Annotated in this window: 10 protein-coding genes and 6 pseudogenes; 3 read left to right on the forward strand and 13 right to left on the reverse strand. The window is 53.2% G+C overall.

The window, feature by feature from the left end; translation table 11 throughout:
- Window positions 1–252: 252 nt before the first annotated feature.
- Together JCM12539_RS06780 and JCM12539_RS06785 are read right to left on the reverse strand one after the other, a co-directional pair.
- Entirely contained in the window at window positions 253–1,911 is a 1,659-nt protein-coding gene (locus JCM12539_RS06780) for a DAK2 domain-containing protein (protein ID WP_054650251.1), read from the reverse strand.
- 100 nt (window positions 1,912–2,011) lie between these two features.
- The gene (locus tag JCM12539_RS06785) at window positions 2,012–2,377 is read right to left on the reverse strand and encodes an Asp23/Gls24 family envelope stress response protein (protein WP_054650253.1); all 366 of its coding nucleotides are present in this window, start codon (window positions 2,375–2,377) and stop codon (window positions 2,012–2,014) included.
- A 230-nt stretch (window positions 2,378–2,607) separates the two neighbouring features.
- Here JCM12539_RS06785 and rpmB point away from each other — a divergent pair, with 230 nt between their 5' ends.
- Complete coding sequence (gene rpmB, locus JCM12539_RS06790) at window positions 2,608–2,793, forward strand: 50S ribosomal protein L28 (protein WP_054650255.1); 186 nt, start codon at window positions 2,608–2,610, stop codon at window positions 2,791–2,793.
- Window positions 2,794–3,178: 385 nt separating this feature from the next.
- Here rpmB and JCM12539_RS06795 read toward each other — a convergent pair whose 3' ends face one another.
- The 3 genes and pseudogenes from JCM12539_RS06795 to rsgA all read right to left on the reverse strand — a co-directional run bounded on the left by JCM12539_RS06795 (window position 3,179) and on the right by rsgA (window position 5,666).
- Entirely contained in the window at window positions 3,179–3,847 is a 669-nt protein-coding gene (locus JCM12539_RS06795) for a thiamine diphosphokinase (RefSeq protein ID WP_054650257.1), read from the reverse strand.
- Complete coding sequence (rpe, locus tag JCM12539_RS06800; protein ID WP_054650259.1) at window positions 3,847–4,509, reverse strand: ribulose-phosphate 3-epimerase; 663 nt, start codon at window positions 4,507–4,509, stop codon at window positions 3,847–3,849. Before rpe ends, JCM12539_RS06795 begins: the two co-directional genes overlap by 1 nt.
- A 256-nt stretch (window positions 4,510–4,765) precedes the next feature.
- Window positions 4,766–5,666, reverse strand: a pseudogene (gene rsgA / locus JCM12539_RS06805) (ribosome small subunit-dependent GTPase A).
- A gap of 99 nt (window positions 5,667–5,765) precedes the next feature.
- Here rsgA and JCM12539_RS14675 point away from each other — a divergent pair.
- Window positions 5,766–5,891, forward strand: a complete 126-nt coding sequence (locus JCM12539_RS14675) for a hypothetical protein (protein ID WP_263849760.1) — start codon at window positions 5,766–5,768, stop codon at window positions 5,889–5,891.
- A gap of 68 nt (window positions 5,892–5,959) precedes the next feature.
- Here the strand turns inward: JCM12539_RS14675 and JCM12539_RS15150 are convergent.
- The 8 genes and pseudogenes from JCM12539_RS15150 to gmk form a co-directional block, all read right to left on the reverse strand.
- Window positions 5,960–6,112, reverse strand: a pseudogene (locus tag JCM12539_RS15150) (PASTA domain-containing protein); the annotation flags it as partial.
- Entirely contained in the window at window positions 6,109–7,596 is a 1,488-nt protein-coding gene (pknB, locus tag JCM12539_RS06810; RefSeq protein ID WP_054650261.1) for a Stk1 family PASTA domain-containing Ser/Thr kinase, read from the reverse strand. The gene pknB and the pseudogene JCM12539_RS15150, both read right to left, overlap by 4 nt.
- Window positions 7,589–8,337, reverse strand: a pseudogene (locus tag JCM12539_RS06815) (Stp1/IreP family PP2C-type Ser/Thr phosphatase). The gene pknB and the pseudogene JCM12539_RS06815 overlap by 8 nt, the downstream one beginning before the upstream one ends.
- Window positions 8,338–8,347: 10 nt before the next feature.
- A pseudogene (rsmB, locus tag JCM12539_RS06820) lies at window positions 8,348–9,686 on the reverse strand (16S rRNA (cytosine(967)-C(5))-methyltransferase RsmB).
- Window positions 9,673–10,630, reverse strand: a pseudogene (gene fmt, locus JCM12539_RS06825) (methionyl-tRNA formyltransferase). Before fmt ends, rsmB begins: the two co-directional pseudogenes overlap by 14 nt.
- A 22-nt stretch (window positions 10,631–10,652) precedes the next feature.
- Window positions 10,653–12,903, reverse strand: a pseudogene (gene priA, locus JCM12539_RS06830) (replication restart helicase PriA).
- Between the two features lie 236 nt (window positions 12,904–13,139).
- Window positions 13,140–13,427, reverse strand: a complete 288-nt coding sequence (gene rpoZ, locus JCM12539_RS06835) for a DNA-directed RNA polymerase subunit omega (RefSeq protein ID WP_054650263.1) — start codon at window positions 13,425–13,427, stop codon at window positions 13,140–13,142.
- 14 nt (window positions 13,428–13,441) lie between these two features.
- Entirely contained in the window at window positions 13,442–14,068 is a 627-nt protein-coding gene (gene gmk, locus JCM12539_RS06840) for a guanylate kinase (RefSeq protein WP_054650265.1), read from the reverse strand.
- Between the two features lie 804 nt (window positions 14,069–14,872).
- Between gmk and JCM12539_RS06845 the strand changes: the two genes are divergently transcribed.
- Window positions 14,873–15,187, forward strand: a complete 315-nt coding sequence (locus JCM12539_RS06845; protein ID WP_054650267.1) for a hypothetical protein — start codon at window positions 14,873–14,875, stop codon at window positions 15,185–15,187.
- Window positions 15,188–15,262: the final 75 nt, after the last annotated feature.

The raw sequence follows: 15,262 nt of genomic DNA on the forward strand, positions 1-15,262 counted from the left end.
ATTTACCCGGGCGTTTAAAACGAGCTGCGCCCCGCAGAAACTTGCGTGTAACCCGCTACGACAGTGAAGCCAAGTGCGGGCTGGTTACTGTCCTAGAGAATGCTGCAGCGGGCCCGATTTACTCGTGCGTTTTAAAACGAGCTGCGCAGGCCAGAAGACGCCGCATAAGCAACTCTAACCAAAAGGCCAAAACCGGGCCTTTCGGTTAGAGTTACTTATGCTCTGCCTTCTAAACGGCCTGCTCCGCTCTCTCTACTCCACCGAAATCAAATACGGGTACAACGGCTGCCCACCATCGTGAATTTCAACTTCCAAATCGTCGTGAGCATCCATAATTGCAGCCTCAATCTTTTCTGCCTCGGCCTCTGAGCCCTCAGTACCCACAATGAGCGTGATAATCTCCGAGTCCTCATCCAGCATAGCTTCAATCGTGTCAATCGTGGTCTGCAACCGTTCCTGACCGTCCACCTTGATGTCCCCATCAATTAAACCGATCCAGTCGCCGTTGTGTATCTCCAACCCACCGATATTACTGTCACGAATCGACTGCGTAATTTCACCGCTAACCACGTTGCCTAACGCCTCAGTCATCGCCGCCGCATTGTCAGCCAGACTTTGCTCCGGATTGTATTCCAATAGGGAGGTCAAACCCTGGTTGACCGTCTTACTCTTCACGATTGCCACGTCTACGCTGGCTTCCTTCGCCGCCGCATCCGCCGCCATGAAGATATTACCGTTGTTTGGCAGAACAATCACACGTTTAGCGTGCGCCTGCTTGATTGCATCCAAAATGTCGTTGGTGCTTGGGTTCATGGTCTGACCGCCAGACAGCACGTACGTCACACCCAAACTCTTGAACAGCTCGGAGAGACCCGCACCCGAAGCAATCGCCACGACACCAAACTCTGCCAACGGCTTTGCAGCCTCCGCCTCAGCGTTGTCGCGTTCAATGATACTCTCGTGCTGCAACCGCATGTTGTCAATCTTGATTTTATCCAGACTACCAAACCGCTTACCGTACCGGAAAACGGCCCCAGGATGCTCCGTGTGCACGTGTACCTTCACTACCTCGTCATCAGCAATTACCAACAAGGAATCGCCATAATCGGCCAGATAGTTGCGGAACTCGTCGTAATCGAACTTGTTCGTTGCACCATCATTACCCAGACCAACCATCATTTCGGTACAGTACCCGTACACGATATCGTCTGGGTTTAACTGTGTCTGCGCGTCCACCGCGTTGACCATTTCGGTCATTTCGGCGTCATCCGGCACGTAGTTTTCATCAATTTGTTCACCGGACAATCCGGACTGGAACCCTTCGTACAAGAAAGTCAGTCCCTGACCACCGGAGTCCACGACGCCCACCTGCTTAAGCACGGGTAAGAGGTCCGGCGTGGTTTTTAACGCGGCTTTGGCTGCATCAACCACACTAGTCATCACCTCAACCGTATCCGTAGTCGACTTTGCAGCCTTGAGGCCCGCCTTAGCGGCTTCACGCGCCACGGTTAAAATGGTCCCCTCAACGGGTTTCATCACCGCATTGTAGGCAGTTTCTACCCCACCGGCGAACGCGTCCGCTAAGTCCTGCGCGTTAAGCACCCGCTTGCCCGCAACACTCTTGGCAAAGCCGCGGAACAGCTGGGAGCTAATCACCCCAGAGTTGCCCCGCGCGCCCATCAGCAACCCTTTGCCCAGGTGCTGCGCCAAATCGCCCACAGACTCATCGTCGCTCTCCAGCACGGCCTTAGCGCCACTTTGGAAGGTGAGGTTCATGTTAGTACCGGTATCCCCATCGGGAACCGGGAAAACGTTTAGTGAGTTAACAAACTCGGCATTCTTATTAATACGGTGCGCTGCTGCCCGAATCATATTTTGAAATTCGGTTGCAGAAATTTCCGTGACTGTCACAAATAGTTCCTCCCTAAAAGGGCCCCCAGAAGTTGGGGCTCATCTCACACTCAACTTGGCGCCAACACAAAAAGGGCGTTGACGGCCCGCGTTGGTGGTGTTAATCTTCGCCAATCACCCGTACACCCTGAACGATGACGGTGACCGCGTGGGCGGTGAGGCCCAGCATACTTTCAAGGTTATACTTGACCTTGTCCTGAACGTTGCGGCACACTTCGGAAATCTTGGTGCCATAACCAACGACAATGTTGACCTCGATGGTCACCCCATTGTCTTCCTGGCGAACGACCACACCGCGAGAAAAGTTCTCCCGGTTGAGAATCTCGTTGAGGTTGTCCCGAATTTGGTTCTTGCTGGCCATGCCCACCACCCCAAAAATCTCGGTAGCTGCACCGCCGACAACCGTCGCGATAACGGCATTATCAATATCGATAACGCCGTACTTGGTCTTAATCTTAACCGCCATGATTTGCCTCCTCAATCAGCTGGTTCATAGTTGGTGCGCCAACCCAACGGAACGCGCACCAGGACCTTTAGTCCGTTGCATAGATTTTAGCATAGGCCGGTAACTATGGAAAGTTTGCAGGTGTCAATGATTATTACTTTACAAAACCCTTGCAAAGCCGCCGTTCCTATGATAACCTAATTTTTGTGAATAAATCGGGTACACACCCGGTGAAGCAAGGAGGTCATACTTTGGCAGTTGATGTAATTACCGGCCGTCACACCCAGTTCGGCAACAAGCGCTCACACGCGCTGAACAGTTCTCGTCGCTCCTGGAAGGCAAACCTGCAGAAGGTACGCATTCTAGTTGACGGCAAGCCAAAGCGTGTGTGGGTTTCTGCTCGCGCCCTGAAGTCTGGAAAAGTGACTCGCGTATAAAACCAACGATGAAGGTGCTACCGCATGGTGGTGCTTTTTTTTGTTGGCTCAAAACAGTTGGAATGCAAAATCACCCATCAGCATAAACTTAAATATCAACACGCAAATGAGCCCTGACATCGCGTCAGGGCTCATTTTTAGTGCATCGTGTAAAGCGCTGCTTTATTTTCTGCATGACTATCGGGCCTTGAAAACCACGTGTAAAAGTTGTGACAGAGCAATAATTGCAATCACCCCCACAACCTTTAGCCATAAATTGTGGGGTCCAAAAACCAACCACAGTATGAGCAGCAGAATCTCACCCGCAAAAATTGCGTATTTCATCACGCACCTCATATTTACTTTTAATGGTGTTTAGACTTCAAGAGCAACCAGACGTCAGGGATTAGTTATCCACCTGTTGGCCGCGATTATCCCGACTATAAATAATCGCCACGATTCCCTGTCGACATTGAACCGTCATGGCGTGATCGCCAACGAACTCATTGGAAGCAAAGCTGACCGGACTATCATCGTCGTAGTGAGCCAGTTCGTACTTAGCGCCTGTGATATTCAGGTCACGCACCGACGTCATGTTGGCGACGCCGACGTAACGGTACCCAGCAAGCGGCTGAACCGTTAGGGGCTTACCCGCGTCCATGTAACGAACATAATTATCACGGTCAACCAAGTGGATTTGCCGCACGTATGGTTTAAACCTTTGCTCCGTTGGTAGCCAGTAGTTTGCCAGCGCGTGGTCCAGACGGCCACCAGTGGCGCCGTACAGATACACCTCGTCCGCCCCGAGCACGGTCAGCCCCCGAAAAAGGGCGAGTTGTGTATCGGTGTCATCCTTCTCGGCCTTATGGCGTTCAACCGTGCCAATAGCAGCAGTGACTCGCTCAAATTCGGCGGTTGTTAACGAATCAAAGTCCCCCACAACGTAGACGGGCTGAATACCGGCATCCAGCAGGGTCAGCGTGCCGCGATCAATGGCGGCCCACTCGCCAGGGGCCTGACGCCAGTCATTAGGTAGCAACCCGCGCGGCCCACCAGCCATCAAGTTTAAACGCATTATTCTGCCTCCGCGGCCAACTTTTGTAAGTGGTGTAGGTTGTCGGCTGGGTTGCCGCCATCGTAAACCGCAGAACCGGCCACAGCGATATCCACACCGTGCTTGGCGGCTAACTTGATGGTACCAGGGTTGACCCCGCCATCAATTTCAATCTTAAAGTCCAATGATTCGTCCCGATCATGAATGGTCGCTAATTCGTCGGTCTTCTCCAGCATTTCCGGAATGAATTCCTGACCGCCAAAGCCGGGATCCACGGTCATGACCAACACCTGCTTCACAATCGGCAGGACCATATCAATCGCGTCGACCGAGGTTCCCGGGTTAATTACCACCCCCGGCTCCATCCCCGTCTGCTTAATGAGTGACAGCGCCCGGTGAATGTGCGGTGTCGCTTCGAGGTGGACCAACAACATATCCGCACCAGCATCCGCAAAGGTTTTAACCCACTCCTCAGGATGCTGCACCATGAGGTGAACTTCCAATGGCAAAGTGGTTTCCTGCCGCAAAACCGAGACAATCTGCGGTCCAAAGCTCAAGTTCGGTACAAACAACCCGTCCATAACGTCAATGTGAATACGGTCCGCACCGGCTTTCTCAACCGCGTCGACTGCCCGCGCTAGATGTCCAAAATCCGCGCTCAAAATTGATGGTGCAATTTGCATTACGATCAACTCCCGTTCTTAATCAATTATATCAATCATACACAACTCCCCACGTAGATGAAAGTGCTTTACTGCAAACGTTTTAACACAACAATTTGTTGGTAAGTCCGTGATCGACAAGAAACACAAAAAAAATCCTGGACTGAAGCCAATTGACTACTCATTTGCCGATTACTGAAACCCAGAGTTGGGCTTATGAACACAAAAATGCCACCCATTAGCTGGATGGCATTTTCGTTTCTTGCGAACATTAATATTAACGCTTCTTTTTATCGTAGACCGGCTTGCGTGCAGCTAACTCCTCATGAAACTGTTGGTAGTTATCGTACCGACTTTGCATGATAGTACCGTCCGCTACGCCGGCTTTGACCGCACACTGCGGCTCGCGTAAATGCTGACAACCGCGAAATTTACAGTTACCCGCCACAGACACAAACTCCGGGAAACGATCGCGCAACTCCTCGGTCTCCACGTCCAGTAACTCTAGCGAGGAAAATCCAGCGTATCCGCCACCAATCCGCCGTGGGCAGGATATAACGTGGTTTTGCGGGTGGTATGCTTCCCGCGATTGAGGCTCTTCGAGATGGCAGCGGTATCCAACTCCAGTTCAGGCACTAGGTGTTCAACAACGTCGACTTGCCCGCTCCCGTTTGGCCCGTAAAAATAGTCAGCTTGTCCGCCAGCATGCCACTCAAACGGGTTAAATCTCCCGCCAAAAACGGCTGCCGGGGCATGTGGATGCGATACCCAATCCGTTCGTAACCGTCCATCGTGACGCGCAATTGATCAAACCGGGATTCATCCAGCAAATCTGTCTTCGTCATGGTGATAATGACGTCCAGATGTTGCCCCTCCAGGTACACCAAAAATCGGTCCAATAGATTAGTCGCAAAGTCGGGTTCGGCCGCAGCTGTCACCACCATAGCCTGATCAACATTGGCAACTGGCGGCCGCACCAACGCGTTACGCCGCGGTAGCACACTCGTTAAATACCCCAGTTCACCGTTATCGGGTGCCGGAGTAAATTCCACAAAGTCACCCACGATCGGCGAAACGTGCTTGTTGCGTAAGTTGCCCGCGGCCCGCGTACGGATGACCTGGCCGTCAACCGCAATGTCATAATAGCCGCTGAGCAGCTGAATGATTTGTCCCTGCAAGAACTACCTCCATTACTGAATCAAAACATAAACGTTTATTTTGCGTCACTGGCGTTATCCTGCTGGTCACTAGCACCTGAGGAAGATGGAGCGGAAGGTGTGCTACTAGACGAGGAAGATGATGAAGAGGAGCTCGAGGGTTTAGAACTCGTCGAACTACTGGACTTTTCTGATTCGCTACTGGAACTGCTGCTGGTCTCATCTTCGGAACCACTGTTTGTGTAACTTTCTCCCGAACTAACCGTCACAGTAAGAGTAGAACCCTTCTTAACTTTTGTACCCTTAGGCAGGTTTTGTGAAATAATATTTCCGACTTCCACACGGTCGCTTTCTTGAGAATTAGAAGCTATCAGTATACCGTTTTTTGTCGCCCATGTTTCCGCACTACTTAACGAAACGTTAGTAAAATCTGGAACGGTAATTCTGCTACTTTTTGCTACCGTCAATTCAATCCGAGTACCCTTAGCAACAACCTTTTTTTTCCGGGGTCAATGCTTTGAGCCAGAATGGTACCAGAGGGTTTTGAACTTGATTGTGTTAACTTAACCACATTAAACCCGGCCCGTTTCAAATCATCACTGACCTGTGAGTAGTTTTTACCCACATATTTACCAACCGTGTACTTCGACTTCCCCTTACTAATCACCAAGTTAACGGCTGAGTTTTCCTTCACGCTATCGCCCTTGGTTGGGTCGGTCAAAATGATATGGTCCTTCGTCACCGAACCGGAAGACTTGTACGTGGTATCGCCCACCTTCAAGTGTGCGCTCTTCAACTTCGTGGTCGCCACGGCCACGGTATCACCGGTCACATCCGGTACGGTCACGTCGCCCTTACCAAAGACGGCCACCATCCCCGAAATCAGTAAAATCAGCACAATGGCCAAGCCGCCAATAATCAACGCGCGTTTGCGTTTAGGGTGCGCCTTTTTACCCGGTTGCTTCTTTGCATCCTTGTCAGCGTCCGCCTTGACGTCCTGTCCGTCTTTGCCTAAAGCACTCGCCGCAGCCGCAATCGTAGCCGCCTTGACGGCCGGGTCAATCCGCTTAGTGGCAGCCATACTGTCGCTACTACCTTCAGGAATAAACCGCGGTTCGTTCGACCGGCTCGCATCCAGTGAGGTCGCTAAGTCGCTCGCCATTGCCGCCGCGCTCGGGTACCGCTGCTGCGGATCCTTAGCCGTAGACTTCAACACCACATTCTCCAACGCTTGAGGAATGCGCGGGTCAAAGTCACGGACGTAAGGAATGTCCTCCTGGAAGTGTTTCAACGCGATGGTGACGGCAGAATCTCCCTCAAAGGGCACCGAACCGGTCAGCATTTCGTACAAAATCACGCCCAGCGAGTAGATATCACTCTGCTTGGTCGGCAGCGAGCCACGAGCCTGCTCTGGTGACATGTAGTGCACAGAACCGAGCAGTGAGTTAGTTTGCGTTACTGCGGTCTCGGATAGCGCTACCGCAATTCCAAAGTCCGCAATCTTCACGTTGCCGTCACGGTCCACCATGATGTTTTGCGGTTTCAGGTCGCGGTGAATAATGTTGTGCTCATGCGCAGTTTCGATGGCACCCAACACCTGCGTCATCATCGCAACGACTTTGGCATACGGGATCGGGAAGTGTTCCACAATGTACTGCTTCAGGTTTTTACCGTCGACGTACTCCATGACCAAGTATTGTTGGCCCTCGAATTCGCCCACGTCGTAGATGCTGACAATGTTCGGGTGGGACAATTCCAAAGTCGCCATGGCTTCGCGGCGAAACCGCCGTGCCGCATCGGGATCACTTTGGAGATCGAGGCGGAGCACCTTGACTGCCACGTCCCGATCCAAAATTAAATCGTGCGCCAAATAAACGTTGGCCATGCCACCCTCACCAAGGGTTTTAAACAGCTTATAGCGTCCGTCCAGCGTCATCCCCGGCTCAATCATTGTCATCACCTACCTGGTTATTATGGATTAGTAGTGCCGTTACGTTATCCGGACCACCCGCTTCGTTAGCAGCCTGCACCATCAGCTTCGCCTTCGTGGCCAGCGTCTCTGGAGCAGCCATGATTTGGGCCAGGTCTTCATCCTCCACGGCTTGGTGAGCCCGTCAGAGCACAGTAACAACATGTCGTTGGCTTCCATATCGTAAATCGTGACGTCCGCATCCACGTCCGGAGCGATACCCAAAGAACGCGTAATCACGTTCTTACGCGGAAAGTTTTTGGCCTCTTCGGGAGTCAGGTCGCCACTCTTCACCAGTTCATTGACCAGACTATGGTCCTCCGTGATTTGCATCAGGCGGCCATGGCGGTACAAATATGCACGGGAATCACCAATGTTGGCAATCACAAAGCGGTGACCGATCATTAAAGCCGCCACGATGGTCGTCCCCATGCCGGTGAGGTCCTTAAACTGCTGACCACGAGCGAGAATCTGCTCGTTTTCCTTTTGCAGCTCGTACATCAACCACTTAACGACGGTTTCCGCGTCACTACTTTGCGTCTTTTCAAAGGCATAACCAATGTGCGATACCGCCATTTCGCTAGCGACATCGCCCCCCTGGTGTCCCCCCATACCGTCCGCGACAATGGCTAACGTCGCGTGGCTGTGGTTGCGAAAGAGGCCAACATAGTCCTGGTTGTTCGGTCTAACCCGACCGACATCCGTCTGGTAGGCAAATTCCATTACAAACTCCTTACTGCACACGCTCCAAGCTAGCGATAAAGAAACCATCGCTACCGTAGTCGTGCGGCAAAATCTGTAGTGCCGGTGCCGCGTGATTGTGCGTTACCGGCGCCAATGTGGGTACCGTTACCTGCCGAAAATCCGGGTGCCGCTGCAAAAATGCTGCGACCACATCCTGGTTCTCTTCATGGGTAATTGTACACGTACTGTAGGTCAAGCGCCCGCCAACTTTGACCGTGGGGGCCACGGCATCCAAAATTTCAGACTGTACGCGGGTCAAGTTGCTACGTCGTCTGCCGTTTTATCATACTTAATTTCTGGCTTGCGCCGCATCAGCCCAAGCCTGAACAAGGAGCGTCCACCAAAACTTTATCAAACTTCTGTTCACCAAAAGTCTCGACGGCCTTGCGTGCATCCAACGTTTGCGCCGTTACCCGGTCAGCTAGATGCATACGGTCCGCATTTTGCTGAATCAAGTTGACCTTGTGGGCGTGTAAATCCAGTGCGGTAACGTGCCCACCAGCTTGTGGATCCAGCCACTCCGCAATGTGCGTCGTCTTACCACCCGGTGCAGCACACGCGTCCAGCACTTGGTCACCCGGCTGAATATCCAGACTTGGGGCCACCAACTGGGAACTCTCGTCCTGCATGGTCAGCAAGCCATCCGCAAACTCCGGGGTACCGGCCAGATGTCCGCCTGGTGCCACCACTCCGCTGGTCGCAAGCACGCTATTCCGAACTTCAGGAAATTCGTCCTGTAGGCGGAATACCAAATCATCCCGTTGAATCATGGTGCGGTTAACTCGAGCCGAGGCCCGCGGTGCTGAATTGATGCTGTTCAGTAAGGCCGTAGCCTCAAGCTCCCCCCACTGGTCAAACAGTTTGTTGACGATCCATTCGGGAACTGAGGTCGCAATCGATAGACGTTTAACTGGATCCTGGATAGCACTCACATCCCGTAAGCCTTTCCGCTGCACGTTACGCAGAATGGCCGTGACAAACTTCGCGAGGCCAGCGTGACCCTTTTGCTTAGCGATTTCAGTGCTATCAAAGAAAATCGCCCGTTCAGGTATTTTGTCCAGATAATGCATTTGGTAAATAGCCGTCCGTAGCAGTTGTCGCACCCACGGCTCCAGTTCTCGGCGCCCAACAAACGGTGCCAGGTAGTAGTCCAGGGTCAACTGGTGCTGAATTACGCCATAGACGATGTTGGTCAGTAACGCAGCATCACGTGCGGACAGGTGTGCCTGGCGAATTGTACTATCCACAGTTAAGTTCGAGTACCCACCACGACCACCAACGCGGGCTAACACGTTAACCGCGAGCAAACGCACGTTATTCTTGTCCATCAATAATCACCTGTTGTCCTACCTTTAATTGCCGTCCGGCGCCATTCATGTACGCGCTTATTGGTTGGCGCGCCTTCCCAGCTGGTTGTAATTCGTCCAGTTGCAAAGTGGTGCCCTGACCCGCGGCCAGCACCAATTCTTTTTTTGCCTACGGACACGACCGTCCCGGGGGCAGCTTCAGTGGCCGTGTCGAGCGGCGTAACCGCCCACAGCTTCACCCGCTGACCGTTGAGCATAACCCAACCGCCCACGTGGGGCCGTAATCCACGCACCCACTGATCGATTTCGGTCGCCGTTAAAGTGAAGTCCAGGCGTTCCTGGTCCTTACTAATGTTGGGCGAGAAGGTCACCCGCTCCGGATCCTGCGGCGTCATGGTTGCCGTTCCGTCAATGATACCTGGTAACGTCTGCAGTAACAGGTCACGTCCGAGTATGCTTAACCGGTCAAAGGCCGTGCCGGTATCATCAGCGCGGGTCAACGGAATTGCGGCTTGCGCGTACATCCCGCCAGCGTCCATTTGCTTAACCATTTGGATAATTGTGACGCCCGTTTCAGCATCCCCGTTAATGATGGAATACTGAATTGGCGCTCCGCCACGGTACTTTGGCAACAAGCTACCATGAACGTTGACGGCCGTGATTCGGGCCGCGTCCAAGAACCGGGTGGGCAAAAACTGCCCGTACGCCGCCGTGACGATCAAGTCTGGTTGCATCGCAATCAGTTCATCCAACTCCGGGCTCTTGCCCAGCTTGACTGGCTGAAACACCGGTACGCCTAGTGCTTGCGCTGCCACTTTGACTGGCGATGCGTGCAAGGTGTGCTTGCGGCCAACTGGCTTGTCTGGTTGCGTGACCGCCGCCAAAATATCGTAGCCATTCTCGGCTAGCGCGTTCAAAATCGGCACGGCAAACTGCGGCGTTCCCATAAAAATAATTGATGTCATTCACTTACCCCCTGATATGTCCCTACACAAAGCTCAATGGTTCCCGGTCAAAGGCAACCTGAAAGCCATTCCGACTGCCCACCTGCGTCTCCGTCAGTAGCCGTTCTAGCGTGGCATGTAGTTGCGGTTCATTTTTGTATTTAATCACAATTTGATAATAGTAACGGCGCTTCAGACGCGCAATTGCGCCCCTGGTCGGCCCCAGCATGACGGCCTGATCCGACAACGAATGTTTCAGTTCGTCCGCCAAGTGGTAGATAGCCTTAGCTGCCTGGCGGTCCTCCGGATGACTCACGGTTAACTTGAACGTGAAGTAATACGGCGGGTAACCCGACTGGTGCCTAATGCCCATTTCGGTCACAAAGAAGTGCTCGTAGTCATGGTGCTGGGCCAACTGAATGGCGTAGTGGTCGGGGTTATATGTCTGTACGACCACGGCACCGGCTTTGTCAGCTCGACCAGCCCGACCACTCACCTGCGTCAACAACTGGAAGGTGCGCTCACTAGCCCGGAAGTCCGGAAGTCCCAACGCAGTATCAGCGTTAATAACGCCCACCAAAGTCACGTCCGGGAAATCCAGCCCCTTGGCAATCATTTGGGTACCGAGTAAGATATCGGCCTCGTGCTGACCGAACGCCTTCAGAATCTTGGCGTGGCCACCTTTGCGCCGGGTAGTATCCACGTCCATGCGTAAAACGCGCGCGTTGGGCAGCAGTTTGTGCAATGACTGCTCGACCTTCTCGTACCGGTACGTAGTAGCGAATCCGCTTTGAACCGCAACTAGGGCAGACCGTGGGCACCGGCTCCTCATGACCACAATAGTGGCAACGTAGCGTGTGCGAGTCCATGTGCAACGTTAACGAGATATCACAGTTAGGGCACTTGGCCACGTAACCACACTCGCGGCACATAACAAAGGACGAGAACCCCCGACGATTAAGCATCAGCACGCTTTGCTCGCCGCGGTCCAGCCGCTCCTGTAATGCGTTCAGTAGCTCATTGGAAAAGTCACCCGAAACGCTGTCCAGCTGTGCCGCACGCATATCAACGATTTGTACCGGTGGTAACGGTTTTTGGTTGGCACGTTCCGGCATGAGCAGGTGTGTGTACACACCTTTGGCCGCACGGGCGCGCGACTCGAGGCTCGGCGTCGCTGAACCCAGCAACACCGGGGCATGGTGGTACGCCCCACGCCACTGCAACACGTCGCGGGCATGATACCGGGGAGAGTCGTCCTGTTTGTAGCTCGTTTCGTGCTCCTCATCCATGATAAACAAACCAATATTGGTCAGCGGTGCAAAGGCGGCTGAACGCGCCCCCACCACGACCCGGGCCTCACCGCGCTCGATTCGGCGCCACTCATCAAACCGTTCGCCATCCGAAAGGGCAGAGTGTAAGACCGCGACATCCGCGCCAAACCGCCCCTTCACGTTACGCACCATTTGCGGTGTCAGCGCTATTTCGGGTATCAACATTAGGGCATTACGCCCCTGCGCCAAAGTGGCGGCGATGGCCTGCAGGTACACTTCCGTTTTACCGGAGCCCGTGACGCCTTCGAGTAGAAATGTTTGGTCTTTGTGCCCGTCAATCGCGGGCAACAGGGCGTCCAAGGCGCGCTGTTGCTGAGCCGTGGGTGTGAGTGCGTGCGTACGCGCCTGAGCGTCCAGGTTTGCGTATGGCCGCCGGTAAAATTCCCGCGGCTCAATACGCAACCACCCCTGGGACTGGCCCGCCTTAACGGTAGTGCGGTCAAAGCTATCTGGGCCAGCGACGGATAGTAGCCGGGGCTCAGCACCGTCCGTAGACCACTGTGCCAACGCCTGTAGGAGCGTAATGCGCCGTTTTGCGTTGGTTCGTTGTTGATCAACCAGGGTGAGGTACTCGTCGTGCTTTAACAACGGCACGATAAAGTCCTCCGTGGCCACCCGCCCCCGGTTCACAACGGTTTTAGCACCGTTAGCCAACCACTTGGTATCCGCGTGGAGCGCGCTCGGTAGCATGGCCTGAAGACAGGTAATCCAAAATGCAAAGGTGTCATCAGCCATCCAGCGGGACAACGCCAGTAATTCTTTGTCCAAAATGGGGTGGTCATCCAAAACGCGCATAATGGGCTTCAGCTTACCGTCAAAATCTTGCTGGTCGGTAGTATCCACTACCACGCCCATTACTTCGCGGTCACCCTTGCCGAAACCAACCACCACCCGAACACCGGGAACGACGTTGTCAGCCAAAGGTGCGGGGATGGCATAGTCGTACGGTTGGTTAGTTTGCATCGTGGGTACATCCACCACGACTTTTGCCACTGTCGACACACAAATCCCCCCTCGTTAATGTCATGTCCACATTATACCAAAACTCAACGTTAATTATGCCGCCCCGGATGCCCGTATTGTGATTCAAAGCGGCGACCGATAACGCACCATTAGCAACCAATAAAAAAAAGGACGTAACCAACGTCACATCCCCAACCGTTTGCCAACTATCAACATACGGCGTTTATTTAGTCAGATTAATTGGCGTCGTTGCCAGCATCATCGCTAGCATCGTCACGTAGTTCTTCCTGGTGCTCCAACCGTTCGGCGTCGCGTTCGAGCAACTTGGAATCAGGATCAATCACCACATCACCCGCCGCGATTTCTTCGAGGGCCTGGCCCACAGTCCGCGGTGATTGGTATTCTGGCAGCATCCGCAACGAACCAGTCTCCAGTTCGTGTGCCCGCTTCGATGCCAGGACTGCTAATGAGTACCGTGACGGTACGTTGGCTAATAGTTTATCAATTGATGGGTAAACAATCATATCTTCGTTCTCCTTTAGTCGCCAGAGGTAGCTTTCTTTATCATATTAGCATACTTTTCGGCCACGCGCTGTACCCGCAAGTGCTCGCTTTGAATAATGTGCTCAATGCGATCGACGGCGAGCGCAACTTCATCGTTCACAACGGCGTAGTCATAGTTTTGCATCATCTTTAATTCATCAACGGCTTTGCCGACACGTTTCTTGATGGTCTCGGCATCATCCGTACCGCGGCCCTCTAGGCGGTGCCGCAGTTCATTGAGATCGGGTGGAGTGAGAAAGATGAAGACTGCGTCGGGACATTTGGCGCGTACCTGCATGGCACCCTTAACTTCAATCTCCAACAAAACGTCCTGACCGGCCTCCAGCTGCTCATTGACGTAGTGCAAAGGTGTGCCGTAATAATTGTCAACATACTGGGCGTACTCCAGCATTCCCCCGTTAGCAATTTCATCCTCAAACTGGTCCTTAGTCCGGAAATAGTAGTCGACACCATCAACCTCACCGGGACGCATCTTCCGTGTCGTCATTGACACAGAATAGTGGAAATCACGGTACCCCGATTTTAACATTGCCTGACGTACAGTCCCTTTGCCGACCCCGGACGGGCCTGACAGTACGATGAGCATACCACGTTCGCTCATGCCTTTTCCTCCCAAATAACTGTTCAAATAATATAGCATCTATTGTGCCGCTTTTAGCTTGATAAATCAAGCATTCTAGCGATTGGTGACCATATTTTGTCTGCCGGGTGGCGGTTTAGGCCAGTGCGGGTAGCCTGGGGTGTTGCGACTTTGTGGACTACTCCACGGTGATCGCTGCGGTGGCTGGTCGTACTGGCGTGGCGGTTCCGGTTGAACGGCTAAAACTACAATTATGGATGAATTTATGAACGATTTTGTCAACTACAGTCCTAAGTAATGGTATTTCTTCAAATTAAGACCGCGGAACGCACGCGTTTTGAAGCAATGCGGCCTAGATCAGAGACACCAAACTATCGGGAAACCCGCGGGTGGGCTTTGGGATGGAGGCGTCGTGCCCGGAGACGTAGTTGCCGCGACCCCGGAGCGCTGTTTGTTTACTTCCAGTTGGTGCTTTAGCACCTTACTGGGAGTTAATTCGACGGTCTGGCGGAGCCAGCCCTAGAAGCGTAGCGAATTACAGCGGCAGATTCTGTAGAAAAAGCGGTTTTTCTTTGTCTACAGAATCCGCGGGAGGCCGGCACGGCCGGAGCGTGCGGGTGTAGCAACCTACGACGGAGGGCACGTAAGCCGTAGTCCCAAAGCCCACCCGCGCGTTCGTGCCCACCCATCCTGAACCCTAACAGCGGTCAACGTGGAGTAGCCCATGGCCGAGTCGCCGCAATTTTTTTCGAAATTAGGGGTTGCAAATGCAAACGCGTGTTCGTATAATACAAGGTGCAAACAAATGTTCGGAGGCGGAAAATTATGGACATGATGAAACCAATGGGTACGATTGAACGGTTAGGACACAACATCGCGGACACGTACCGGCAACTATTTGACCTCGATTTTGATCAACCATTACCAACCATGCCAGCAGCTCAGGTACAACTATTCACGGAACAGTCACTCCGGAAGCACCTACTCGTTGCGCTGCGGCTGCGGGCCGTCGAGCGCCCCGTTGTGGGCCACCTACAGCGTCGGCTAGACGACCACCGCCTCCTCATGACGGAATTTAACAGCAACGTTTTTAGAATTGTCGATGACCGCGATTGCACTTACGTCCAACGCGTGCGCTAATTTTTTTTAGTACCCCGGCAACCACAACCAACCGCAAAATTAACAGCCCCATACTCAGCGGGTGAACACACATTC

This window comes from Lacticaseibacillus pantheris DSM 15945 = JCM 12539 = NBRC 106106 (assembly GCF_001311175.1).
Classification (GTDB): Bacteria; Bacillota; Bacilli; order Lactobacillales; family Lactobacillaceae; genus Lacticaseibacillus; species Lacticaseibacillus pantheris.